Consider the following 22,868-nt stretch of genomic DNA (forward strand, 5'->3'; position numbering starts at 1 on the left):
CGCAGCGACGGCTGCACCGAGGCGTCGGTCACCTGGTTCCCCCCAGCCCGGCGGCGTCGATCAACCAGCTGACGCCGTCACCGGGGTCCTGCACACCGCGGCCAGCCTGGTGAGCGAGCTTTCGCAGGCTCTCGCGCAGTTTGACCACGGCATCGTCGAAAGCTTCCTCGTCGAGGGCGCGCGATGCACGGGCCTGCACCAGGTCGACCACGCACTGGTCGATGCTCGCGCAGGCATCGGCCAGCCTGGCCGGCGCCAACTGCTTCTTCTTCCGGACCCGCGCGTCGCGCCCAGCGAGGTCGATCGCGTCGTTGAACACGTCTTTGAGCTCCGTGAACGTTCTTTGCGCCGCGAGCTGACCGTCTGCGTCCGCGTCGGACGCGGCCTGTGCTTCAGCCTTCGACCGGAGGACCTTGTCGTTCAGCGCGCGGGCGGTGGCGATGACCGACGACGTGGCCGAGACCGAAACGCCGAGCCCGGGCACCACGACGGGCGCAGCGGCAACGGTTCCGGCCGGGCGCAGGTGTGCCGGCAGCGTCCGGCTGAGGTAGGCCTCGTAGAAGTTCTCCTCGATGTGGCGGACGTCGGTCTTCGAGAAGCCGAGGGTGATGGCAGCCAGCCGCACCTCCTTGAAGAGGTCCGCCTCGTCCGGGTTCGCCGCGCTCTTCTTGACGTACGCCCGGTGCAGCTCCTTGAGCTTCTCCTGGTGGGCCTCGAAGTCCATCAGCCGCAACGAGGGACCTCGTTCACCGGACCTGCTGCGGTCGACCAGCGCCCGGAGCTCACCCAGGATCCACCGTTCCTGCTCGTAGGTGGACACCCGGATCCTGAACTCCTTCGCGATGTCCTCCGGGGAGATGCCGAGAGATGCTTGCTCCTCCATGGCCAGCAACCGGTTGACGTAGCTGTAGTCGCGGCGGTGGTCCTTGCGCAGCTGGAGCGACAGCTCGACCGCGTTGATGTCCGCCCACGTGAACGACTCGGGCAGCACGCCGGCCCGCATGTGCTGGACGCCGATCTCCTTCAGCGCGGCGGCCCTGGTGTTGCCGTTCACCAGGATGCCGTCGTGCGTGATGAGGCCGGGATCGTTCTGCCCGAACTCCCTCAGGCTCAGCAGCAGGTCGTCGAACGCGGGGTCCCGCCTGTCCGGGTTCGCCGGCTCGGCCTGCAGGAGGTGCTTGAGGTACGCCTGGCTGTCGCTGCTGTACGGGTCCTCGTGCAAGCACCTGTCCCGTTCGGGGTAGTGCTCGCGCTGGGCGCGGATGCGGTGCGTCGCGGGGTTGAACAGCAGCATGGCCAGCGGCACGTCGATCACGTCGACGTGGATGCGCTGGTCGTGCCACTCCACGGTGACGGTTTCCCTGGTTCCCGCGGCTGTCCGCGTGTCGGCGAGGCGCTTCTTGACGAAGTCGCTGAACTCCATCGCCGACGGTGGAGGTGGGTACTCCTGCACTGTTACTCGTTCTCCCCGTTCAGTTGCCTGCACCGAGCTCGTCACGCACGGCCGCCCGCGAGTCGGCCGGCAACGCGCGGTACCTGCCCCACAGCCGCTCCAGCCCGCCGAGCTTCCGCTGGTCCGCGGCGACCCAGCCCATGAAGACCTTGCGCTCGAGAGGCCCCAGCAGCTCGACGTCGCGGAGCACCGAGCTGAGGTCCACGGTGCGGTTGCGCCCTCCGACACGGCACCGGTTGCACTCAGCGATGAGCTGCGTGTCCGTGGTGCCGTCCGGCAAGCGGACGAGCCGTCGTGCGATGTCGAGCTGCGCGGTCGCCATGTCGTCGTCCTCGTAGGGGTCACCCGGCGCGATGCCGCAGGTCCTGCACAGGAAACCGTCGTCGTGGAGAACCTTGCTCCGCTGCGCAGCGGTCAGGCTCGCCCTCGACTTGGCCTTGGCCTGACCGGGCAACCAGACCTCGGCGCCCTTCAGCACGTACCGCTGTTCCTCCTGCCGCAGTGACGGGTCCTCACGGCTGGTGTCGACCTTCCAGCCGTGAGCGCGGAGGTCCCTGGCCCGCCGGTCGATCTGAGCCACGTCGGGGAACGCCTCGCGCAGGCGCGCCTTGGTGAACACGTTGCCCACCCCGACCACCTGTTCCAGCCACAACGCCACCCGGATCATGCTTCCGAAACGTTCGTCGGTCCACGACGGCATGGTCGGCACTCCGGTCCTCCTCATCTGCAGCACGAATCCGATCGACGACAAGGCACCGACGGAACATGTGTCCGTGCGACGTCATCGCGCCGTGCGTGTTCTTTGGGACTTGGAGGCCTAACTAGACATCATCAGCAGCTAAAAAGCTAGCAGCAATTCCAATATCTTCATGTTGCGCGAAAATAGGCGCAACATCGGATACCCGAATTGCCCGTTATGCGATGTTGCTCGACAAGACGAGCAATATGTTCGACGCTTCCACATCGAGTACGATCGAACGCTCCTATGAGACACGCCAGGGGGACTGCGGATGCGGCTGGGCGACGTGGGGAACACCGACAACGCGAGCACCGAGCAACGGCGGGAGCTGGCAAAAGCCTTGCGGGAACTGCATCAGCGCCTTGAGCCGAAGCTGTCGCTCGCCGTCCTGGCCAGCAAGCTGGCGGAGCCCATCAGCAAAGGCGGAGGGGGCTACCACAAGCCGGTGACGGCCGATGTCCTGTCGCGCAACCTCAACGGCAAGCGCGTCCCGTCGGCTGAACTGCTGGAGGCGCTGTACACGCTGGTCAACGCCGGAAAAGCAACCGATGTCGCGGAGTTGGAGCGGCTTTGCGCACTTCGGGATGCCGCCGAATCCTCCAGGGGCAACAGGAGAGTGGAGCTGGAACACCGCAACGGGGAGCTGATGAGAACCGTTGAGCAGCTGAAGCACGATCTGGCCACGTCAACTCGGACGCCGCAGGTCGTCGAGAATCTTCGAACGTCGGCGGCCGCGCACCTGCCGGTCCCCCCTGCCGACGGGGACCGGCCGAGTGAAAATTTCGAGAAGTGGGCGGAGCAGTCGCTGGCGGCCCAGGAGTACATCAGCCTGTCCTCCGGCGGCGACCACGCGGCCGTGCTCGACGGCCTGAGGCACATCCCCGACGAGCACCCGGCGGCGTGGACAGCCGCGTTCCTGGCCGAGCTGCGCCATCGCGGGCAGGACGACATCGCGGGAACACTGGTCAACATCTACGGTCGCGACCGGACGCCCCAAGAAGCGGTCGAACTTGCGATCGAGCTCAAAGCCACCGGATTGCCCGAGTACGCCGACATCCTGCTGCGCACGATCGTTCGCTAGCGAACGATCGTGCCGGCGAGACCGCCGCTCAGCTGATCTTCGACTTGTTCAGGCTGAAGAGATCGTGCCGGACGTGGTCGGCCTGCCCGACGAACGCCTTGAACCGCCCGATCTTGAACGCGGCCACGCCACTCTTGCCGACCTGGATCTCGACGTCGAAATCCTTGCTCAGCAAGGAGATTCGGCGCTCCAGCTCGTGTGCCTCGATCTCGAAACCGATCGCCCTGGAGATCTGCGCGGCCGTCAGGAAGTCACCGGCGTTGCGAAGGGCCCGGTAGACCGGATCGTGGTCGGTGTCGATTTCACGGTCCACCGCGGTGCCCTCCTTGAGCAGCGCCGACTTGATCGCGGCACCCACGGCCCTGGCGACGGGCGGCGGGAACGCGTTGCCCACCTGCCGGTACCTGGAGGTCTTGAGCCCGACGAACTGCCACTCGGCCGGCTGCCAGCCCTGCAGCAGCTGCACCATCTCCGTGGTGAGCTTCGGGCCGGGTGCGTCACCGAAGTCGGCGCCCGGTGCCGGCGCCTCGTTCGCGATGCCCATGGCATCGACGCCGAGCTGAGCCCACGCCTTCTTGGCCCGAGTCGGCCCCAGGTCAGCACCACCGTGCTTCTTCGAGCCGCCGACGATCGTCGGGGCGATGTCGTTGGCCTTCGCGGCCCACTCGTCCACGCCTTCCCAGCCGCGCGCCCCCATGAGTTCGCGCAGGGCTTCGCCGACGGTGGGCGGCTTCCCCTGGGACTCGGGCCAGTGGAAGTAGGGAGCGAACTCCTCCTGGAGCGCCACGAGGACGAACCGGGGACGCAGCTGCGGCACACCGAAGTCGGAGGCGTGCAGCAACCGCCATTCGGCGACGTACTTCATGTCGATCAGCTTGTCGAGGATCTCCTGCCGGTACCCGGAGAACCTCGGCATGCTCAGCCCGCGCACGTTCTCGAGGAGCAGAGCGCGAGGTTTGAGCGTCTGGCACTGCTGGACGGCCCAGGCGAAGAGGTCGCGCTCGTCGGCTGATCCGAGCTGCTTCCCGGCCAGGCTGAACGGCGGGCAGGGCACGCCCCCTGCCAGCAGGTCGAAGCTCTCCGGAAGCGCGAGGCCTGATTTGTGCGCCTTGTCCCACACCTCGGGGGCCGCGACGTCACCCGTGATCACGCCGTCGACGATCTCGACCGCGGCAGCTTCGGGCACCGGCTTCCTGGGGCGGGGCTTCGCACGGAAGGGCTTCAGCTCGGGCTTGGCGGCGATGCCGTGCCGGGCACGCAGGTTGAGCCGGAGGGTGTCGGCCGCTGTCGGGTCCAGCTCGATCGCGAGCTCGTGCTCGAACCCGGCCTGCATCAGCCCGAGAGCCTGTCCACCAGCGCCGGCGCAGATCTCGACGACCTTCAACGGCTTGCCGGACTCAGGGGTTTCCACAGGCCCTCCTCTCGTACTTCAGTCTTCAGGCGCATGCGCGGCCTGGGGTATCTTCCGGCACTGACCACGAACAGCGCAAAGGCGCCTGCCAGACGGGATGAGCGTGCCGGACGAAGATCACAGCGCTCGCCGGGAGAAGGCCCACGCCAAAGGCCTTTATCCCGCACCCCTCAACGAGGGCCGGTCGCGGAACATGCAGGCGAACCGCAGGTCCGGCACCAAACCCGAGGTAGCGCTGCGCAGCGCGCTGCACCGGCGCGGCTTCAGGTACCGGAAAGACCACCTGCTGCGGTTCGAGGACGGTGTCAAGGTCAGGCCGGACATCGTCTTCACCGCCCGCAAGATCGCGGTGTTCGTCGACGGGTGCTTCTGGCACGTCTGCCCTGAACACGGACGACAGCCCACGACGAACGACTGGTACTGGACGCCGAAGCTGCGGCGCAACGTAGAGCGGGACCAGCGGGCCAACGAGGTCCTGGCCGCGGCGGGGTGGTCCGTGATCCGCATCTGGGAGCACGAGCACCTGGACGCCGCCGTGGAGCGCGTCACGACCGCCGTCGAACACGGGTTCGAACCTAACTGATCTCCGATCAGAGTGCACGCATTCACGCCGGCCTGAAAACGCACTTCTGCACCATCGCGGAAGATCGGTGACCAATGGTTGTCACCGACGGTTACAAGATCAACTCTGCGGCACGGTCGCGCTGGTCAACGCCGTGGTCGACCGGGTGATGCGCATGGTGCCCCCGACGGGATTCGAACCCGTACTGTGATCCTTTTAAGGGACCTGCCTCTACCGATTGGGCTACGGGGGCGACGGGGAGCCTAGGCCTTGATCGTCGGCTTGTGTGCGCGGATGGTCGTTTCTCGCCCGAGCGGCCCAGTGAATTGGACTAGAGCGAGCATCCGGCTAAGCATCGAACGGACCCGAACATCAGCGCGTCCTCCCCGCTCCGAGCAGCTCCTTGAAGCGCAGCGCGACCCAGTCGTGGACGGCGGCGGACACGGAGTTGTCGCCGGCGCGGTGTTCGAACCAGCGCCAGTCGCAGTTGACGTTGATCTCCAGGAACACGTGGTCGCGGCCGGTGACGAGGAGGTCGAAGGCGGCGACCTGGACGCGCCAGTGGCGGGCCAGTGCCAGCAGGCGGTCCGACAGCGAGGTGGGGACCGAGGTCGGGGTCACGCGGACGGCGTCCGGGTCCACCCACAGCTGGGCCGGGTCGAGCTTGTCGACCTGGTAGGCGATGCAGCGTTCGCCGATCACGAAGACGCGCAGCTCGGTGTCGGAGGGGACGTACTCCTGCACGATCACCGGCGCGGGTTCGGGGGCGTCGGAGGCCCTGGAGGTCTCCAGCGGGCGCGGGAACAGGCCGTGCTGGACGCCGGGGCGGGGTTCGAGCAGGTGGCGGCCCGCGGTCTTGACGATGCAGCGGCCACCGCCGGGGCGGGTGCGGCCGGGGCGGGTCGTCACGGCGGTGCGGGGCACGCGCAGGCCGAACGCGGCGGCGTCGGAGAGCTGCGTTAGGCGGTCCAGGTGCGTCGAGAAGCGCGAGGGGTTCACGTGGGCCCAGTCGGAGCGGGAGGACAGCCAGTTGGCCACTGAGGCCCACTGGTCGACCGCGTAGGCGCCGGCGAGGGTGCCGGGCTCGACGGGGACCGCGGAGAGCTCGAAGTGGCGGCGCCAGACCAGCAGGGGGCGCAGCAGCCAGCGGTCGAGCTCGACGAGGGGCTGGTCGGTGTAGACCGACAGCGGGAGGTCGACGCAGCGGTCGGCGTCGATGCGGGCCATCCGGATGCCGCGCTCGGCCAGTGCGATGGAGAGCTCGTTCATCTCCATGTCGGCGGCGCGCGCCAGGACCAGCACGCACGGCTGGGGGTTTCCGTCGCCCTCGTCGACCATGCCGAGGCGGTGGACCTGCTCCTGGAAGTCCAGGCACTTGGGAGGAGAGCGGAAGAGGTAGTCCTGACCCTGCAGCAGCAGTGGTCTGGCAGCCTCGGACGGGGCACTCGGCACCCGCCCGTCAGCCGACCTGCTCAATCGTCCTTCTTGCTGCTGAAACTCTTCCCCGCCTGTGCGTACTCCGCGGCGTACCGCGCCAACGCGGGGTCCTCGATCTCGCCGCGACGAAGCTGTGCGGCCAGCTCCTCGAGAGACATCGGGATCACCTCTTTCCCACACGGGCGCACCACGCATTCAGGTGATGCACCAGCCGTAGTCTCAGGTTCACGTAACGCAATGTCAAGGCAGGCGTCAGCGCTTTACTCCGATTGGGCGCTCAAGTTCCGCCTCTGGGCCATAAGAGTGCCCCGGACGAGGTGTCGTCCGGGGCATCTTCACACTCACAGCGAGTGGCGGTCACGCGTTCGGCCCACTGGACCGAACCAGGATCAGCTCTGGACCGCGCGGTCGAAGTCCGACTTCGGGTCGTTGATCTGGCCGAGCGCCACGACCTCGCGGCCGTAGAACAGCGCCTGCGTCCAGTCCATCAGCACGCGGAGCTTGCGGTTCACGGTCGGCATGAACGCCACGTGGTAGCTGCGGTGCATGAACCACGCCGGCAGGCCCTTGAAGCGCAGGCCGAACACGTCCGCGACGCCCTTGTAGAGGCCGAGGCCGGCGACCGAGCCGAGGTACTTGTGGAAGTAGTCCTTCGGCTTCTGGCCGCGCAGCGACGCGACGATGTTCTTGGAGAGCAGCTTCGACTGGCGGATGGCGTGCTGCGCGTTCGGCACGCACGTCGCCGTCGGGTCCTCGTCGGTGCGCGAGAGGTCCGGCACCGCGGAGCAGTCACCGGCGGCCCACACGCCTTCGAGGCCCTGCACCTGCATGGCGGCGGTGCAGCGGACGCGACCGCGCTCGTCGAGCGGCAGGTCGGTGTTGCGCAGCACCGGGTTCGCCTTCATGCCGGCGGTCCAGATGATCGTGTCGGAGTCGAACTCGGTGCCGTCGTCGAGGACGACGTGCCCGTTCTCCAGCGACTTCACGCGGGTGTCGAGGTAGATCTTGATACCGCGCTTCTCCAGCGCCTCGACCGTCCACGCACCGAGCTTCGCGGAGACCTCGGGCATGATCCGGCCCATCGCCTCGACGAGGACCCAGTTCATCTCTTCGGGCTTGATGCCCTCGTAGTACTTGAGCGCATACCGCGTCATGTCCTCAAGCTCGGCGAGCGTCTCGATGCCCGCGAAGCCACCACCGATCACGACGAAGCTCAGGAGCTTCTTGCGCAGGTCCGCGTTGTTCGTGCTGGCGGCCTGGTCCAGGCGCGACAGCACGTGGTTGCGGACGTAGATCGCCTCGCCGATCGTCTTCATGCCGATGCCGACCTCGGCCAGGCCGGGGATCGGGAGCGTGCGCGAGATCGCACCCAGCGCGGAGACGAGCACGTCGTACTCGATCTCCTCGACGTGGCCGTCCGACAGCTCGGCGGTCACGATCTTGCGCGCGTGCTCGATCTTGGTGACGCGGCCCGTGACGACGTGGCAGCGCTTGAGCACCTTGCGCAGGGGGGCGACGACGTGGCGCGGCTCGATGGAGCCGGCCGCCGCCTCTGGCAGGAAGGGCTGGTAGGTCATGTGCGGCTGCGGGTCGATGACGGTGACCGACGCCTCACCGGAACGCAGCTTCTTCTGCAGTCCGAGAGCCGTGTACATCCCGACGTACCCACCGCCGACAATGACGATTCGCGTGGGTTGCGACTTCACAGCAGCCATACACACATGGTTGCACCACGACCCCATTTTTCGCGCGTCCGGAGGGGCCGTTGTGACTACCGTCGCCGGGTGATGCCGGACACCCTCGGCACTGACCTGCGCCGAGAGCCCGGTTCGACCGGTTCTCGCTGAGAGGAACGGTTCAGATCCTCAGTGCGACGACCCCGATGAGCACCGTCAGAGAGCCCAGGCCGAGCAGTTCCACGAGCCCGGTCCGAGTCCCTGATGGGATGAACGCGGTGAACGCCGCAACAACGAATGTGATCGTCTGGACAATGGCGAACCGGCGTGCCGGTGCTTTCAGCGCGGCGGGTTCCACATTCGTTTTCACCGGAACGACCGCCGCGAGCGCGGACGTCACGTGAACGAGGTGCAACAACGGGATCATCACCAGCACCCCGAGCCGCAGCGGGTGCCCGTCCCCCGAACGCCATCGTGACCGCCGCGTACCCGATGAGCAACGCCGGTCCCGCGCTCGCCGGCAGGAACACCGACAACGCGGTCAGCCCCGCGACGACGACCAGCGGCACGATCGAGTCCGCTTCGGCGTCGAGGATCAGGGCCACCGGGAGCGCGGCCAGGACGAGCGCGAGCCGCATCAGCATCCGCTCGTCACCCTCACGCCGTGCCGCGCCATCCGCCGCAGCCGCACCCGGTGCTCCGCGGCGATCAGCTCCGCCGCCACCTCGCCCCACGGGGTCTCGCGGTCGGGTTCCAGCGGCGAGGGCAGCGTGTCGACCGCCAGCACCAGGTGACCGCGTTTCGCCGTCTGCACGGCCAGGTCGGCGATGTCGTCGTCGATGAACGGCGACAGCAGCACGACCACGCAGCCGTGCGGGAGAGCGCGCAGCACGGGTTTGGCCGACCACCCCGCGGCCTGCGCGCACACGACGAGCTGCGTGCGGATGCGCATCAGGTGGCGGCGCCCGACGCCGGAGCGGACGTTGAGCTGCGGCCGGCCCAGGTCCACCAGCGCCACCCGGTCGCCCTGCCGCAGGTACCCGGCGGCCATCGACGCGGCGCCGCGCACCGAGCGGTCCAGGCTGCCGTCCGGGCGGGTGGTGGCGCCGTGGCGGACCGACGCCCACTCGCCGACCTCGGCGCCGAGGTCGGTCCTGGTGTCCACCGCCAGCACGACCTCCGCGTCGGCCTCCGCGTGCCGTTCGCGGACGTGCAGCGCGCCGGTGCGGGTGGTGACCCGCCAGTCGATCCGCCGCAGCCGGTCGCCGGGCTGGAACGCGCGGATGTCGCGCAGCTCGGTCGAGTCGCCGGGGCGTGGTGAGCGGTGGACGCCGACCAGGCCGGCCGGGCGCGGCGGCAGCGGGCCGGCCGGGTGGTGCTCGACCGGCGGCAGGATCGTGCGGACGTGCTCGACGCCGACGACCGGGCCGTGGACGTGCAGGCCGTCCGGTCCGGCGAAGAGGTGGTCGAGCCGCAGGTCGACGCCGGGTCCCCAGGCGTCGCGGCGGATCTCGACGGGCAGGTCGGGCACCTCGGCGGGCAGCGCGACGACCTTGCCGGACAGCTTCACGACGGCGATCTCGGCGTCGGCGCCCTCGACGTGGGCGACGGTGTGCACGAGCCCTGCGCCCGCACCGCGCGGGACGGGCCGGACCTCCACCGTCGGCGTGCCCTTCGGCCTGGTCGTGAGCAGCACCGACAGCACGAGCGGGGTGCCGAACAGGACGAGCTCCACCTCGTGCAGGAACAGTCCGGCCAGCACCAGCCCGAGGCCCAGCCACACCGCCCGCGCGTAGGCGTCGGTGGGGTGCCAGTGCGCGCCGTGGGAGGCGGCGAACGCCTCGCGGATCCGGTCGGCCCTGCTCATGCGCTCGGTGGTCCCGGCACCCTGCCGAGCAGCTCGGTCACGACCTGCACGCCGCTCACGCCGGAGGTCCACGTCTCCGGCTTCAGCACGAGCCGGTGCGCGAGGACCGCGACGGCGCACTCCTTGACGTCCTCTGGCAGCACGTAGCCGCGTCCGTCCAGGGTGGCCAGTGCGCGGGCGACGAGCACGAGCCCCTGCGCGCCCCGCGGGGAGGCGCCGACCTCGACCGACGGGTGCTGCCGCGTCGCGCGGGCCAGGTCGACGCAGTACCGCAGCACGTCTTCGTCCACAGTGGACAGTTCGAGCTCCCGCTGCAGCTCGGCGAGCCGGCCGGGGGCCAGCACCGGCGGCACCTCGGCGTCCTCGCGCTGCCGGGCGATGCGCCTGCGCAGGACCTCGACCTCCTCGTCGACCGGCGGGTAGCCGATGTCGAGCCGCACCAGGAACCGGTCGAGCTGCGCCTCCGGCAGCGGGTAGGTGCCCTCGTACTCCACCGGGTTGGAGGTGGCCAGCACGTGGAACGGCGCCGGCAGCGCGAACGTGCGGCCCTCGACCGTGACCTGCCGCTCCTGCATGGCCTCCAGCAACGCCGACTGCGTCTTGGGCGGCGTGCGGTTGATCTCGTCGGCCAGCAGCAGCCCGGTGAACACCGGCCCCTCGCGGAACTCGAACTCGCGCGTGCCGGGGTCGTAGAGGAACGACCCGGTGACGTCGGCGGGCAGCAGGTCGGGCGTGCACTGCAGGCGCCGGAAGTCGAGGCTGAGCGCCTGCGCGAGCGACCGGGCGATCAGCGTCTTGCCCAGCCCCGGCACGTCCTCCAGCAGCACGTGGCCACCGGCCAGCACCGCCGCGAGCGCGAGCCGCACCGTGCGCCCCCGCCCGACCACGACCCGGCCGATCTCGTCGAGAACGGCCTCGGCCTCCAGCTCGATCGTCACTCGCCCCTCCCGGGTGGTTCGTCCGCCGCGGTCCCGGTGCTCCGCACGCGCCGCAGCGCCGGCAGGGCCTCGGGCCGCCGCACGCCGTGCGTGCCGGTCTCCCGGACCCTCACTCGACCCTCCTGAGCCGTTCCGCGAGGTCTGCGGGGTCCGGCATGCGGTCGGCGTCGACGCCGAGCCGCCGCAACCGCGCGCGGAACCGCTCGTCGAACCGGGTCTGATCCCCCGCGGCCTCCTCCAGCCTGCTCGCGAGCGTGCTGGCGTGGGCGGTGCTGATCGAGCCCGGCACCTGCGGTCCCGCGCTCCACAGCACGTCGGTGGCCCTGGGCAGCCGGGTGACCAGCACGGCGAACGCGGCGGGCGGCACGGCGAGCGCGGTCGCCCAGAGCGGCGTGGCGCCCAGCCACCACAGCACGCCGCCGATGACGACCCCGGCGCCCAGTGCGAGAACGGTCCTCACGCGAGCTCCCTGATGATGCGGTCCAGCTCGTCCCTGGCTGCGCGCGCCTGCTGGGCGGTGACGTCCTCGTGCCCGAACCGCGCGCGTTGGTAGAGGCCCCTGAGCACGGCGGCATCGACGCCCAGGCTCCCGGTGAACTCGGTCGGCGTCTGGTGCGGCTCGCGCGTACGTGTTCCTTCGAGCGCCAGCCAGGCAGCGATGACGGCGTCCCGCGGCGGCCGGTTCGGGTGCTCCGTGAACTCCTGCAACGCCTTCTCGGCCCGCCGGACGAGCGCCTGCTCCGGCGGCAGCGCGGTGTCGCCCACCTCGACCCCGCGGGTGCCCCCGCGCCGGCGCCACCGCGGCAGCTCGACCGCGAGCACGAGGCCGACCAGTCCGAACAGGACGAGCACCAGCAGCACGAACAGGAACACCGTGAACGGCACCGCCACCACGTCCGGCAGCTCACCGGGCACCTGCAGGTCCACCGGCAGCGAGTTGTCGGCGGGCCGCGGCGGCGAGGAGCCGGTGCGCGGCACGAACCGCACCGGCGACGCCCCGCTCGCCGCGGCGGCCACGACCAGCAGCGCCGCGACGGCCACACCGGCCCGCCACCACCTCATGCGCGCCAGCGTCGCACGCCCGCGCGCGTTTCCCCACCGGTTCGCAGGATCGAGCCGGTCGGTCCCGGTGCGGGAACACCGCGCGGCGCCGGGTGTGCTCTTCGTGCCGGTCCTCCAGAACTCGACCCGCCGCCCCGGCCAGCTCGCGGCCTGGTCCAGCAGCCGCAGCCCGGCACACAGCGGCTCGCTGAACTCCTCGTACAGCGGGTGGCCGAGCAGCGTGCCGTCCTCGTGGCGGACGGTCAACGCGTTCAGCGGCCGGTCATCCGCGGTGCAGACGGCGGAACTCCTCCAAGAGGTCGCCGACCAGCAGCACCATCGACATCTTGATCTCGTCCGGATCGCTGAAGCCCCTCTCCGCGTCCGCCGCCAGACGCGGGAGCAGGTCCTCTGGTGTGGACGCCAGCTCGCGGAGGTCCTCGACGGCACCCGCGACCACGGCACGCGACAGGTCGTGCGACGCGATCGTCGTGAAACTCGCGGCCAGCGCCGGCAGGTCGGCGGAGCGGAGCAGCCGAAGCACGTCGAGGCCGTCCTTCGGCTTCAACCGATGCGGCTGTTGCTCACGCCGTTCGGCGATCTTGACCACCTTGGAGACGACCAGAGCCGCCGGTCCCGCCACCTTGATCTCGAACGCCCTGGCGTCGGCGCGGTCGAAGGCCCGGATCAAGCGGACCTCGTTGTCCACCACCGCGGGTTCCAGTCCGGGCGTTCGGCGAGCCGTCGCCGTGGCCTGGTGCGGTGGCCGCAGGTGAGCGGACCTCCGACCTCCTGCGCCGCACAGGGCCTCTGGAGCCATGAGGTCGACCGTGATGTCGCCGCGGCCCCTCCAGCTACCGGGTTGCCCACCTGGGAAGAACCCGGCCGCGTGCATCGCGTCGACGATCGACGGCTCGTCCGCGAGCCATCCGGGAACGAGCGCGAGGTCCGCGTCTGTGGTGGTGGGCGCCGTCACGAAGTCCGCAATGTCCGTGTGCAGGTAGACCGCCTGTGCGCCAACCAGAACGAGCGCTTCCCGGTGTGGTCCCAGCCCTTCCAGGGCGTCGAGGAGCACCGACCGCGCCTCGACGTACTCCTGCGGGATCATCCTTCCCAACCCGGTTCGCTCAGGGCGAGCGCCGCCATCAGCTGCTCGGCCTCTTCGGTCGACCGCCCAGGTCCTGTCAGCAGATCCGCCACAGCCTGGGCAGGTGGTGCGTACTCGATGCCGTCGACAAGGCGTGACCTGCGCTGGACGACCTCGTCGTACGGCCTCATGACGAGCACGTTGGCTCCACGATCAGCAGCTCTCAAGCCGAGCTGCTTCATCAGTTCGAGGGGGTCCTCGGCGTACAGGCTCAGCGATACGATCGGTGACACAGGTGTCACGTGGTCAGGCAGATATGCCCGCGCCGCTGCCGAACCGGTGACGACGACTGGGGTCTTGAGGCCTGCCAACGACTTCAGCGCGTGGCTCAGTCCCCTCGGGTCCAGCGTCGTGATCACTTCGTTCGAAGTCATGACGTTGTAGTCCTGCGCCCAGCGCTTGAGTAGCAGTCGTTTGCGGACCGCGACGACAGCGCCGTCCTCGCTCCTGGTGATCGCTGCTTCACGATCCAGCAGCTCCAACACCCTGGCGCTCGTGGCCACGCCGACCTCCGCGCGCTCCGCGAGTTCGCGGACGCGCACCGGCACCGCGGTTTCGGCGAGTTCGAGCACGACCTTGGCGGCGGCAGGCCCGCGGAGGGACTTGAGCAGTCGATCGGCGGGATCGCGGAACCCGCTGCGCTCGGCTCCGGCCCGGTCGAGGAAGACCACGGGCTCGTCGAGCCGCACGCGCAGGTTCCCGGTGAGGTCGAACCAGCCGATCCCGTGCTGGTCGAGCTGCGCGCGCGTGGTCGGCGACACGAACGGCGTGGCGACCACCGCCCCGCGAACAGGAATGCGATGGCCTGACACGGCCGCTGTGTGCGCGTCCAACTTCTTGGCGATCCGCGCGACGTCCCGCGGCACGACCACGCCCTTGCACTCGACCAAGACCATCACGCTCGTCCCGTCCGGTGCCGTGACCACCACTCCCGCATCAGCCTCGAAAAGGCGTTGAACTCCGGAAGCGCGCGGATGCAGCTCATGCCGCACTGACCACGTGGACGGCAGCAAGGAGCGAACCAGCCGCTCGAAGGAGCCGACCAGCTCAACTGTGGTTGTTCCGCGTTCCTCGCCGTTCCGTGACACCTGGAACATGCTAATTCGTGGAACAGCTCCAAGGCGACCATTGCCGTCACACGTCCGGCTGGTCAGCTCAGACCCGCGTGCTCCTTGGCCCGCAGCAGCAGCCCTTGCAGCATCTCCTGCGTCAATCGCCCGGTGTAGGTGTTGTGCGGCGACACGTGGTAGCAGCCGAACACGCGCACCCCACCGGCCTCCACCTCCACCCCGTGCCCGAACTTCACCGGCGGGCCACCCACCAACGGCAGGAACGCCTTCCACCCGAACCCGCCCAGCACCACGACGGAACGCAGGTTCGGCAGCAGCGCCATCTCCTCCCGCAGGTACGGCAGGCACCGGTCGCGTTCCTCCGTCGTCGGCTTGTTCTCCGGCGGCGCGCACCGCACCGGGGAGGCCATCCGCAGGCCGTGGAGCTCCAGGCCGTCGTCACGGGAGGTGCTGGTGGGCTGGGAGGCGAAGCCCACCTCGTACAGCGCGCGGAACAGGAAGTCGCCGGACGCGTCGCCGGTGAACATGCGGCCCGTGCGGTTGCCGCCGTGGGCCGCGGGGGCCAGGCCGACGATGAGGACGGAGGCGTCCATCGGGCCGAAGCCGGGGACCGGACGGCCCCAGTAGACCTGGTCGCGGAAGGCGGCGCGTTTGGTGCGCGCGGCGGTTTCGCGCCAGGCGACCAGGCGCGGGCACGCTCGACAGGACGTTATTCGATCGTCGAGTTCCGTAGTGTTGCTCCCATGTCCGAGGAGAAGACCGAAGAGAAGCCAGTATCTCCTGCCGATGATCTGGTCACCACCCAGCACAGCACCACCGTCAAGGGCCGGGAGCTGAACTACACCGCCACCACCGGGCGTGTCGTGCTCAGGGAGGAGGTGCTCAAGGACGGCGTCTTCGAGGGTCACAAGCCGAAGGCGGAGGTGTTCCTGACCGCCTACACGCTGGACGGCGCCGACCCGTTGAAGCGGCCGGTCACGTTCGCGTTCAACGGTGGTCCCGGCAGTGCCAGCGTGTGGCTGCACATGGGTCTCCTCGGACCGCGCCGGGTGCTGTCGGGCGACGTCGGCAACCTCACGCCGCCGCCGTACGGCATCGCGGACAACGAGGAGACGTTGCTCGCCGAGAGCGACCTGGTGTTCATCGACCCGGTGTCGACGGGTTACTCCCGGGCCGCCGAGGGGCAGAAGCCGGGCGACTACCACGGCTACCAGCCCGACATCGACTCCATCGCGGAGATCATCCGGCTGTGGACCGCGCGCAACGGGCGGTGGATGTCGCCGAAGTTCCTGTGCGGCGAGTCGTACGGCACGCTGCGGGCGGCGGGGCTGGCCGAGCACCTGCAGAAGAAGCACGGCATGTACCTCAACGGGCTCATGCTGATCTCGTCGGTGCTGGACTTCGCGACGCTGCAGTTCAACGAGGGCCACGACCTGGCCTACGCGCTCTACCTGCCGACGTACGCGGCGATCGCGCACTACCACGGCCTGCACGGCGACCGGCCGCTCAAGGAGGTGCTCGCCGAGGCCGAGGAGTTCGCCTCGCGCGACTACCCGTACGCGCTGGCCCGCGGCAACCGCCTGCCCGACCACGAGCGCGCGGCGGCGATCAGCAGGATCGCGCACCTCACCGGCCTGTCCGAGGAGTACGTGGACGCGGTCGACCTGCGCATCGAGCACATCCGGTTCTTCACCGAGCTGCTGCGCAAGGACCGCAAGACCGTCGGCCGCATCGACGCCCGGTTCACCGGGTGGGACAAGGACTACGGCCGCGAGGAGATCTCCGCGGACCCGTCCATCGACGCCATCCTCGGCCCGTACGCGGCGGTGCTCAACCACTACCTGCACGCCGAGCTGGGCTACTCCAGCGACCTGCCCTACGAGGTGCTCTCGCGGGTCATCGAGCAGTGGTCCTACAAGGAGTTCGAGGGCCGGCACGTCACCACGGCGGGCAAGCTCTCGGCCGCGATGCGCTCGAACCCGCACCTCAAGGTGCACGTGGCGTTCGGCTGGTACGACGGCGCCACGCCGTACTTCGCCGCCGAGCACCTGATCGCGCACCTGCAGATCCCGAAGGAGCTCACCGCGAACATCGAGTCGGCCTACTACCCGGCCGGCCACATGATGTACGTGCACGAGCCCAGCCGCATCCAGCAGTCGGAGGACCTGGCCGCGTTCGTCCGGAACTCGTCGAACACGTGATCCTGGACCTGACCGACGACACCGTCCTGCGCGAGCTGTGGACGGTGCAACGGCTGGCGTACGCCGTCGAGGCCGAGCTGATCGGCTTCGACGGCATCCCGCCGCTGCACGAGTCGCTCGACGAGCTGCGCGCGTGCGGTGAGACGTTCCTCGGGCTGTACGACGGGGAAGGTCTCGCGGGCGCGGTGTCCTACGTGCTCGACGGGTCCACCGTGGACATCCACCGGCTGGTCGTGCACCCGCGGGCGCACCGCCGCGGCATCGCGACGAAGCTGCTCGACGCGTTGCCGGAGGGGCCGCAGTCGGTCAGCACCGGCACCCGCAACGAGCCCGCCCTGCGCCTGTACCGCGGCCGCGGTTTCGTCGAAACCGGCACGCACGACGTCGCCCCCGGCGTGTCGATCACCCACCTCGCCCGGCCCTGAAGCGCACGCGGGGAGCCCTCGTACCCCAGAAGCGCACGCGGGGAGCCCCCGTACCCCGGAACGCACGCGGGGAGCCCCCGTACCCCAGAAACGCACGCGGGGAGCCCCCGTACTCCAGAAGAGTACGAAAGCTCCCCGCGGGCACCTGGGAACGGCGGTCAGACGACCGCGCGCTCCTCGGCGAAGTGGCAGGCCGACGGGTGGTTCGCGACCCGCGTGACGAGCTCGGGCACCTCGGTGGCGCAGATGTCCTGCGCCTTCCAGCACCGCGTGCGGAACCGGCAGCCCGACGGCGGGTCGATCGGCGACGGCACGTCACCGGTCAACCGGATGACGTCGCGCCGGCCGCGCTGGGTCGGGTCCGGCACCGGCACCGCGGACAGCAGCGCCTGCGTGTACGGGTGCGTCGGGTGCTCGTAGATCTGCTCCTCGGTGCCGATCTCCACGATCTTGCCGAGGTACATCACCGCGACGCGGTCCGACAGGTGCCGCACGACGGACAGGTCGTGCGCGATGAACACGTACGACAGGCCCATCTCCTGCTGGAGGTCGCCCAGCAGGTTCATGACCTGCGCCTGGATCGACACGTCGAGCGCGGACACCGGCTCGTCGCACACGATCACCTTGGGCTTCAGCGCCAGTGCCCGCGCGATGCCGATGCGCTGGCGCTGGCCGCCGGAGAACTGGTGCGGGTACCGGTTGATGTGCTCCGGGTTGAGGCCCACGATCTCCAGGAGCTCCTGGACCTTCCGCTGCCGGTCGCCCTTGGGCGCGACCTCGGTGTGGATCTCGTAGGGCTCACCGACGATGTCGCCGACCGTCATGCGCGGGTTCAGCGACGTGTACGGGTCCTGCAGCACGATCTGGATGTCGCGGCGCAGCTTGCGCAGCTCCGCGCCCTTCATGCCGAAGATGTCGCGGCCCTCGAAGCGCGCGATGCCCGACGTCGGCGGTTCCAGGCGCATCAGCACCTGGGCCAGCGTGGACTTGCCGCAGCCGGACTCGCCCACGACGCCCAGGGTCTCGCCCTTGCCGAGCGAGAACGAGACGCCGTCGACGGCCTTGACGTGGCCCACGGTGCGCTTGAACAGCACGCCGACGCGGACCGGGAAGTGCTTGACGAGGTTCTCCACCTCGAGGATCGGCTCAGCCACGAGCGACGACCTCCTCCGCGATGTGGCACCGGCTGGTGCGGCCCATGCCGAGGTTGTGCACGGCGGGGACCTCGGTGACGCACCGGTCGAACGCGCGCGGGCAGCGCGGGTTGAACGGGCAGCCGGGCGGGATGTTGGTCAGCGACGGTGGCAGACCCTTGATCGTCTTGAGCTCCTGGCCGCGCAGGTCCACGCGGGGCAGGGACTCGAGCAGCGACTCGGTGTACGGGTGCCCCGGCGCGCGGAACAGCTCGTAGACGTCGGCGTGCTCGACGATGCGGCCCGCGTACATGACCGAGATCCGGTCCGCGACGTCGGCGACGACGCCGAGGTCGTGGGTGATCAGGATCATGCCCATGTCGCGTTCCTTCTGGATCTCCGCGAGCAGGTCCATGATCTGGGCCTGCACCGTGACGTCCAGTGCGGTCGTGGGCTCGTCCGCGATCAGCAGCTCCGGGTCGAGCGCGAGCGACATCGCGATCATCGCGCGCTGCCGCATGCCGCCGGAGAACTGGTGCGGGTAGTCGTTGACCCGTCCCTTGGCGTTCGGGATCTTGACCTGGTCGAGCAGCTCGACGGCGCGCTTGCGGGCGTCCGCCTTGGACATGCCGCGGCGGACCTTGAGCTGCTCCTCGATCTGGAACCCGACGGTGAAGACCGGGTTCAGCGCGGAGAGGGCGTCCTGGAAGATCATGGCGATGCCCTCGCCGCGGACCTGCCTGCGGTCCTCCGCCGACTTGGTCAGCAGGTCCTCGCCGCGGAACTTGATGGTGCCGTTGGTGATGAACGCCGGCGGCATGTCCAGGATGCCCATGATGGTCTGGGCGGTCACGGACTTGCCGGAACCGGACTCCCCCAGCACGGCCAGGGTCTCGCCGGCGGAGACGTGGTAGGACACGCCGTTGAGCACCTTCGCGACACCGTCGCGGGTGCGGAATTCCACGTGGAGATCCTCGACCTCCAGCAGTGGCTGAGTCACGAGATCTCCCCTATCGGGACTTGGGGTCGAGTGCGTCGCGCACGGCGTCGCCGAGCATGACGAAGGCCAGGACGGTGATCGTCACGAAGCCCGCGGGGAACAGCAGCATGTGCGGTGCCGCCTGGAAGTAGTCGCGGGACTCCGAGATCATCACGCCCCACGACACGACCGGCGGGCGCAGGCCGATGCCGAGGAACGCGAGCGTCGCCTCGGCGCCGATGAAGGCACCCAGCGCGATCGTCGCGTACACGAGCACCGGCGCGACCGTGTTCGGCAGCAGGTGCCGGAACACGATGCGGATCGGCGAGGCGCCGAGACCGCGGGCCGCCTTGACGTAGTCCTGCTGCTTGGCCACGAGCGTCGCGGACCGCATGATGCGCATCGCGACCGGCCACGACAGCACCGCGATCGAGAGCACCACCTGCGTGACGATCTTGACCACACCGGGGTTCTCGGTCGGGGCGTTCAGCGTGGTCAGGATGACGATCGCGCCGAGCACGAACGGGATGCCGGCGAAGATGTCGGCGAACCGGGACAGCACGCTGTCGATCCAGGTCTTCGCGTACCCGGCGATGATGCCGACGGTCGAACCGATCAGCACGGTCAGCAGGGTCGCGAAGATGCCGACGAGCAGCGACGCGCGGGCGCCGTGCATGGCACGGGCGTAGACGTCGTAGCCCTGCAGGTCGTAGCCGAACCAGGCGTCACCCGACGGCGGCGCCAGCGACTTGTCGAGGTTCGCCGCGCGCGGGTCGACCGACGTGAACAGCGTCGGCCAGATCGCCATCAGCACGACGACCGCGATGATGACCAGCGAGATGATGAACGTGGGCTTGCGCCGCAGCTCGCCCCACGCGTCGCTCCAGAGCGAGCGGGGCTTGCGCTGCTTCTGCGACGAGTCGTCGACGTGGCTGAGCTGGTCGACACCGGCCGCCGCGGACGCCTCGAGTCCGGCTCCACCGGACACGGATCCTGGGTCACTCATAGCGAATCCTCGGGTCGAGAACGGCGTACAGGAGGTCGACGAGCAGGCTCATCAGCAGGTACACGAGCACCAGCAGGGTCACGATGCCCGTGACCATGACGCCTTCCTTCTCCTGGATGCCGCGGAAGATCAGGCCGCCGATGCCGTTGATGTTGAAGACGCCCTCGGTGACGATCGCGCCACCCATGAGGCTGCCGAGGTCGGTGCCGAGGAACGTGATCACCGGGATCAGCGAGTTGCGCAGCAGGTGGACGCCGACGACGCGGGACTGGGGCTGGCCCTTGGCGATCGCGGTGCGCACGTAGTCGGACCGGCGGTTCTCCACGATGCTGCTGCGGCTCAGGCGGGCGACGTAGGCCATCGAGAGGCTGCCGAGCACGAAGCCGGGCAGGATCAGCTCACCGAACGTCGGGTCGGAGCTGACCGAGGTGTCCATGAAGTCGAAGCCCTGCGGGCCGAGGTACAGGCGCAGCACGAAACCGGTGACGAACACCGGCAGCGAGATCAGGAACAGCGTCGAGATCAGGACCAGGTTGTCCAGGAAGCCGGACTTGCGCAGACCGGTGAGGACACCGGCGATGATGCCGATGACCGCCTCGATGATCAGCGCGATGATGCCCATCTTCAGCGTGATGGGCCACGAGGTGGCGATCTGCTCGCCGACGGACACGCCGTTGAAGGTGGTGCCGAAGTCACCGACGACCAGGTTGCCCAGGTACTTGAAGTACTGGACGACCAGCGGGTCGTTCAGGTTGAGCTTCTCGCTCATCTCGGCGACGTAGGACGGGTCGCACGGACGCTGGCCGCACTTGCCGGCGAACGGGTCCTGCGGAATCGCCCAGACGAGGGCGTAGATCAGGAAGGTGGTCCCCAGGAAGACCGGTATCAGCTGCAGCAGACGGCGCAGCACATAGCGACCCATGAGGTCGGCTCCTTGCGTGGTGGGGGGCGTCTGAGCCTGAACACCGCTCCGGCCCCGCGCCCGTGACGCTCAGTGGACGCGAGGCCGGATCGTGCTAGCTGCTCACAACGGGTGTTCGGCTGTCAGCCCTTGACGCGGAACGACGCGAGGTCGGCGTCACGCTTGAAGGTCAGCTTGGCGGCGAGCAGGTTCTTCGAACGACCGCCGATGCCCTTCTCGTTCCAGGTCGGGATGGACGGCATGTCCTTCGCGATCTGGTCCTCCGCCTGCTGGTACAGCTTGATCGCGGCGGCCTCGTCCGCGGTGCCGTCGGCCTGCTCCAGGAGCTTGTCGACCACCGGGCTCGAGTAGTTCGAGTCGTTGGACGAACCACCGGTGCGGTACAGCGGGTTGAGGAAGTTCTCGATCGACGGGTAGTCGGCCGACCAGTCGGAACGGCTCATGCCGGTCAGCTGCTTGCCGTCGACGATCTGGCGGAACGCACCGAAGTTGGTGGCACCGACGAACTCGCACTCCACGCCCAGCGCCTGCTTGATGCTGTTGCAGGCCGCCTCGAGCGGCTCCTTGCGGCCACCGTCCTGGTTGGACTGGATGGTCAGCTTGCCGGTGAAGCCGGACTCCTGCAGGAGCTGCTTCGCCTTCTCCGGGTTGTACGTGCAGTACTCGCCGCAGACGCCCTTGCGGTAGCCGTTGATGCCGGGCGAGACCCAGCCGTCGGACGGCGTGAAGGAGCCGGCGAGGACGGTCTTGGTGATCTGCTCGCGGTTGATGGCCATGGAGATGGCCTGGCGGAGCTTCACGTTGTCCTTGAACGCCGGGACGTAGTACGGCAGGGCGATCGCGCTCTGGCCCAGCAGGTTCGCGGTCAGGACCTGGTCACCGAGGTCCGCCTTGTACTTCTCGCCGACCTTGGCCGACGGGGGCAGGGCCTCCATGAAGTCCAGCTTGCCGGCCACCAGGTCCTGGTAGGCGGTCTCCTGGCTGGAGTAGATCTTGATGTCGAGGGTCTTGAAGTGGACCTTCTCGCCCTTGTAGTCGTCGAAGCGGTCGAGCTTGATGAGCGAGTTCGGCGTGCGCGAGACGAACTTCAGCGGGCCGTTGCCGATCGGCTTGGCCTCGAACGCCTTGGGGTCCGCGAAGAACGCGTCCGGCAGCGGCGAGAACGGCAGGTAGCCGACCATGGTGGTGAAGACCGAGGTCGGCGCGTTGAGCGTGACCTTGAACTCGTAGTCGCTGACGACCTCGAGGCCGGACATCTTGTCGGCGGTCGGCTTCGCGGCCTCGTCAGCCGGGTGCACGTCCTTGAAGCCCTGGATGACCGAGAAGAACGAGGCGGCCTGCTGCGCGTTGTTCGCGTTGGCCGACCAGTTCCAGCCGTCGACGAAGTTCTTCGCCTTGACCTCGGTCCCGTCGTGGAACTTCCAGCCCTGCTTGATCTTGACGGTGTAGACCTTGGCGTCGGTCGACTCGATCGACTCCGCCATGAGGTTGGTGGGCTTGCCGTCCTCCGGCGCGTAGTCCACGAGGCGCGCGAACAGGGCCTCGGTGACCTTGGAGCCACCGGCCTCGGTCGTGTTGGCCGGGAACAGCGTGCTCTTGGGCTCGGTGCCGTAGATGGACACCGTGCCTTCGGGGTTCTCCTTGCCCTCGGAGGTGGACGAACCGCCACCCCCGCCGCACGCGCTGAGCGTCATGGCCAGCGCGGCCGGCAGAGCCACCCACGCAACCCGTGATCGCGACATCAATCTCTCCCGCCTATTCCCGGCGGCGCCGCAAGTGG

The 22,868-nt window shown here is 69.0% G+C and carries 23 protein-coding genes and 1 tRNA gene; 4 read left to right on the forward strand and 20 right to left on the reverse strand.

Features of this window, described 5'->3' with window-relative positions:
* Nucleotides 1–28 precede the first annotated feature (28 nt).
* On the reverse strand, nt 29–1,423 hold the full coding sequence (locus ACZ7CD_RS13655) for a ParB N-terminal domain-containing protein (protein WP_470374347.1): 1,395 nt from the start codon (nt 1,421–1,423) through the stop codon (nt 29–31).
* 49 nt (nt 1,424–1,472) lie between these two features.
* Nucleotides 1,473–2,177 carry a hypothetical protein gene (locus tag ACZ7CD_RS13660; protein WP_470378981.1) on the reverse strand — a complete coding sequence of 235 codons (705 nt, stop codon included), beginning with the start codon at nt 2,175–2,177 and terminating at the stop codon, nt 1,473–1,475.
* A gap of 286 nt (nt 2,178–2,463) precedes the next feature.
* On the opposite strand from ACZ7CD_RS13660, the gene ACZ7CD_RS13665 reads away from it, so the two are divergent.
* The gene (locus tag ACZ7CD_RS13665; protein WP_470378982.1) at nt 2,464–3,273 is read left to right on the forward strand and encodes a hypothetical protein; all 810 of its coding nucleotides are present in this window, start codon (nt 2,464–2,466) and stop codon (nt 3,271–3,273) included.
* Between the two features lie 28 nt (nt 3,274–3,301).
* Here ACZ7CD_RS13665 and ACZ7CD_RS13670 read toward each other — a convergent pair whose 3' ends face one another.
* Nucleotides 3,302–4,684 carry a DNA cytosine methyltransferase gene (locus ACZ7CD_RS13670; RefSeq protein WP_470378983.1) on the reverse strand — a complete coding sequence of 461 codons (1,383 nt, stop codon included), beginning with the start codon at nt 4,682–4,684 and terminating at the stop codon, nt 3,302–3,304.
* A gap of 103 nt (nt 4,685–4,787) precedes the next feature.
* On the opposite strand from ACZ7CD_RS13670, the gene ACZ7CD_RS13675 reads away from it, so the two are divergent.
* A complete protein-coding gene (locus tag ACZ7CD_RS13675; RefSeq protein WP_470374343.1) occupies nt 4,788–5,267 on the forward strand; it encodes a very short patch repair endonuclease in 480 nt (159 codons plus the stop codon).
* 155 nt (nt 5,268–5,422) lie between these two features.
* On the opposite strand, the gene ACZ7CD_RS13680 is transcribed toward ACZ7CD_RS13675, so the two are convergent.
* From ACZ7CD_RS13680 to ACZ7CD_RS13735, 12 genes are all read right to left on the reverse strand, one after another.
* Nucleotides 5,423–5,499, reverse strand: a tRNA-Leu gene (locus ACZ7CD_RS13680).
* Nucleotides 5,500–5,618: 119 nt separating this feature from the next.
* Nucleotides 5,619–6,722, reverse strand: coding sequence for an ATP-grasp domain-containing protein (locus tag ACZ7CD_RS13685; RefSeq protein ID WP_360385946.1), 1,104 nt, complete (start codon nt 6,720–6,722; stop codon nt 5,619–5,621).
* Complete coding sequence (locus tag ACZ7CD_RS13690) at nt 6,719–6,841, reverse strand: hypothetical protein (protein WP_360385944.1); 123 nt, start codon at nt 6,839–6,841, stop codon at nt 6,719–6,721. The genes ACZ7CD_RS13685 and ACZ7CD_RS13690 overlap by 4 nt, the downstream gene beginning before the upstream one ends.
* Nucleotides 6,842–7,072: 231 nt before the next feature.
* Nucleotides 7,073–8,398 (reverse strand): NAD(P)/FAD-dependent oxidoreductase, encoded by a 1,326-nt coding sequence (locus ACZ7CD_RS13695; RefSeq protein ID WP_360385942.1) that lies wholly within the window; start codon nt 8,396–8,398, stop codon nt 7,073–7,075.
* A 142-nt stretch (nt 8,399–8,540) separates the two neighbouring features.
* On the reverse strand, nt 8,541–8,786 hold the full coding sequence (locus tag ACZ7CD_RS13700) for a hypothetical protein (protein WP_470378984.1): 246 nt from the start codon (nt 8,784–8,786) through the stop codon (nt 8,541–8,543).
* Between the two features lie 210 nt (nt 8,787–8,996).
* Nucleotides 8,997–10,226, reverse strand: coding sequence for a DUF58 domain-containing protein (locus tag ACZ7CD_RS13705; protein ID WP_470378985.1), 1,230 nt, complete (start codon nt 10,224–10,226; stop codon nt 8,997–8,999).
* Entirely contained in the window at nt 10,223–11,164 is a 942-nt protein-coding gene (locus ACZ7CD_RS13710) for an AAA family ATPase (protein ID WP_360385936.1), read from the reverse strand. The genes ACZ7CD_RS13705 and ACZ7CD_RS13710 overlap by 4 nt, the downstream gene beginning before the upstream one ends.
* 109 nt (nt 11,165–11,273) lie before the next feature.
* Nucleotides 11,274–11,624: a hypothetical protein gene (locus tag ACZ7CD_RS13715; protein WP_360385934.1), complete on the reverse strand. Its 351-nt coding sequence runs from the start codon at nt 11,622–11,624 to the stop codon at nt 11,274–11,276.
* Nucleotides 11,621–12,472, reverse strand: a complete 852-nt coding sequence (locus ACZ7CD_RS13720) for a DUF4129 domain-containing protein (protein ID WP_470378986.1) — start codon at nt 12,470–12,472, stop codon at nt 11,621–11,623. Before ACZ7CD_RS13720 ends, ACZ7CD_RS13715 begins: the two co-directional genes overlap by 4 nt.
* Nucleotides 12,473–12,488: 16 nt before the next feature.
* Nucleotides 12,489–13,313, reverse strand: a complete 825-nt coding sequence (locus tag ACZ7CD_RS13725; protein WP_470378987.1) for a hypothetical protein — start codon at nt 13,311–13,313, stop codon at nt 12,489–12,491.
* On the reverse strand, nt 13,310–14,440 hold the full coding sequence (locus ACZ7CD_RS13730; RefSeq protein WP_470369460.1) for a type IV toxin-antitoxin system AbiEi family antitoxin: 1,131 nt from the start codon (nt 14,438–14,440) through the stop codon (nt 13,310–13,312). Before ACZ7CD_RS13730 ends, ACZ7CD_RS13725 begins: the two co-directional genes overlap by 4 nt.
* A gap of 62 nt (nt 14,441–14,502) precedes the next feature.
* Nucleotides 14,503–15,210 carry a uracil-DNA glycosylase gene (locus tag ACZ7CD_RS13735; protein ID WP_360386676.1) on the reverse strand — a complete coding sequence of 236 codons (708 nt, stop codon included), beginning with the start codon at nt 15,208–15,210 and terminating at the stop codon, nt 14,503–14,505.
* Between ACZ7CD_RS13735 and ACZ7CD_RS13740 the strand changes: the two genes are divergently transcribed.
* Together ACZ7CD_RS13740 and ACZ7CD_RS13745 are read left to right on the forward strand one after the other, a co-directional pair.
* Nucleotides 15,166–16,623: a S10 family peptidase gene (locus ACZ7CD_RS13740; protein WP_360385930.1), complete on the forward strand. Its 1,458-nt coding sequence runs from the start codon at nt 15,166–15,168 to the stop codon at nt 16,621–16,623. The two genes, ACZ7CD_RS13735 and ACZ7CD_RS13740, sit on opposite strands and share 45 nt — an antisense overlap.
* Nucleotides 16,620–17,048, forward strand: a complete 429-nt coding sequence (locus ACZ7CD_RS13745) for a GNAT family N-acetyltransferase (protein WP_470378988.1) — start codon at nt 16,620–16,622, stop codon at nt 17,046–17,048. The genes ACZ7CD_RS13740 and ACZ7CD_RS13745 overlap by 4 nt, the downstream gene beginning before the upstream one ends.
* Nucleotides 17,049–17,206: 158 nt before the next feature.
* Here the strand turns inward: ACZ7CD_RS13745 and ACZ7CD_RS13750 are convergent, their stop codons facing one another.
* The 5 genes from ACZ7CD_RS13750 to ACZ7CD_RS13770 all read right to left on the reverse strand — a co-directional run bounded on the left by ACZ7CD_RS13750 (nt 17,207) and on the right by ACZ7CD_RS13770 (nt 22,830).
* Nucleotides 17,207–18,202 (reverse strand): ABC transporter ATP-binding protein, encoded by a 996-nt coding sequence (locus ACZ7CD_RS13750; RefSeq protein WP_360385926.1) that lies wholly within the window; start codon nt 18,200–18,202, stop codon nt 17,207–17,209.
* Entirely contained in the window at nt 18,195–19,181 is a 987-nt protein-coding gene (locus ACZ7CD_RS13755; protein WP_360385924.1) for an ABC transporter ATP-binding protein, read from the reverse strand. Before ACZ7CD_RS13755 ends, ACZ7CD_RS13750 begins: the two co-directional genes overlap by 8 nt.
* A gap of 10 nt (nt 19,182–19,191) precedes the next feature.
* A complete protein-coding gene (locus ACZ7CD_RS13760) occupies nt 19,192–20,166 on the reverse strand; it encodes an ABC transporter permease (protein ID WP_360385922.1) in 975 nt (324 codons plus the stop codon).
* Nucleotides 20,159–21,088 carry an ABC transporter permease gene (locus ACZ7CD_RS13765; RefSeq protein WP_360385920.1) on the reverse strand — a complete coding sequence of 310 codons (930 nt, stop codon included), beginning with the start codon at nt 21,086–21,088 and terminating at the stop codon, nt 20,159–20,161. Before ACZ7CD_RS13765 ends, ACZ7CD_RS13760 begins: the two co-directional genes overlap by 8 nt.
* Nucleotides 21,089–21,210: 122 nt before the next feature.
* Nucleotides 21,211–22,830, reverse strand: a complete 1,620-nt coding sequence (locus tag ACZ7CD_RS13770; RefSeq protein ID WP_360385918.1) for a peptide ABC transporter substrate-binding protein — start codon at nt 22,828–22,830, stop codon at nt 21,211–21,213.
* Between the last annotated feature and the right edge of the window lie 38 nt (nt 22,831–22,868).

The sequence above is a fragment of the Lentzea sp. NPDC036949 genome (genome assembly GCF_055608075.1).

What these genes read in the sequence shown, in the direction of transcription:
- ACZ7CD_RS13655 (WP_470374347.1), bottom strand. Translation starts at nt 1,423, where the DNA reads ATGGAGTTCAGCGACTTCGTCAAGAAGCGCCTCGCCGACACGCGGACA.
- ACZ7CD_RS13660 (WP_470378981.1), bottom strand. Translation starts at nt 2,177, where the DNA reads ATGAGGAGGACCGGAGTGCCGACCATGCCGTCGTGGACCGACGAACGT.
- ACZ7CD_RS13665 (WP_470378982.1), top strand. Translation starts at nt 2,464, where the DNA reads ATGCGGCTGGGCGACGTGGGGAACACCGACAACGCGAGCACCGAGCAA.
- ACZ7CD_RS13690 (WP_360385944.1), bottom strand. Translation starts at nt 6,841, where the DNA reads ATGTCTCTCGAGGAGCTGGCCGCACAGCTTCGTCGCGGCGAGATCGAG.
- ACZ7CD_RS13695 (WP_360385942.1), bottom strand. Translation starts at nt 8,398, where the DNA reads ATGGCTGCTGTGAAGTCGCAACCCACGCGAATCGTCATTGTCGGCGGT.
- ACZ7CD_RS13700 (WP_470378984.1), bottom strand. Translation starts at nt 8,786, where the DNA reads ATGATCCCGTTGTTGCACCTCGTTCACGTGACGTCCGCGCTCGCGGCG.
- ACZ7CD_RS13705 (WP_470378985.1), bottom strand. Translation starts at nt 10,226, where the DNA reads ATGAGCAGGGCCGACCGGATCCGCGAGGCGTTCGCCGCCTCCCACGGC.
- ACZ7CD_RS13725 (WP_470378987.1), bottom strand. Translation starts at nt 13,313, where the DNA reads ATGATCCCGCAGGAGTACGTCGAGGCGCGGTCGGTGCTCCTCGACGCC.
- ACZ7CD_RS13740 (WP_360385930.1), top strand. Translation starts at nt 15,166, where the DNA reads ATGTCCGAGGAGAAGACCGAAGAGAAGCCAGTATCTCCTGCCGATGAT.
- ACZ7CD_RS13760 (WP_360385922.1), bottom strand. Translation starts at nt 20,166, where the DNA reads ATGAGTGACCCAGGATCCGTGTCCGGTGGAGCCGGACTCGAGGCGTCC.
- ACZ7CD_RS13765 (WP_360385920.1), bottom strand. Translation starts at nt 21,088, where the DNA reads ATGGGTCGCTATGTGCTGCGCCGTCTGCTGCAGCTGATACCGGTCTTC.
- ACZ7CD_RS13770 (WP_360385918.1), bottom strand. Translation starts at nt 22,830, where the DNA reads ATGTCGCGATCACGGGTTGCGTGGGTGGCTCTGCCGGCCGCGCTGGCC.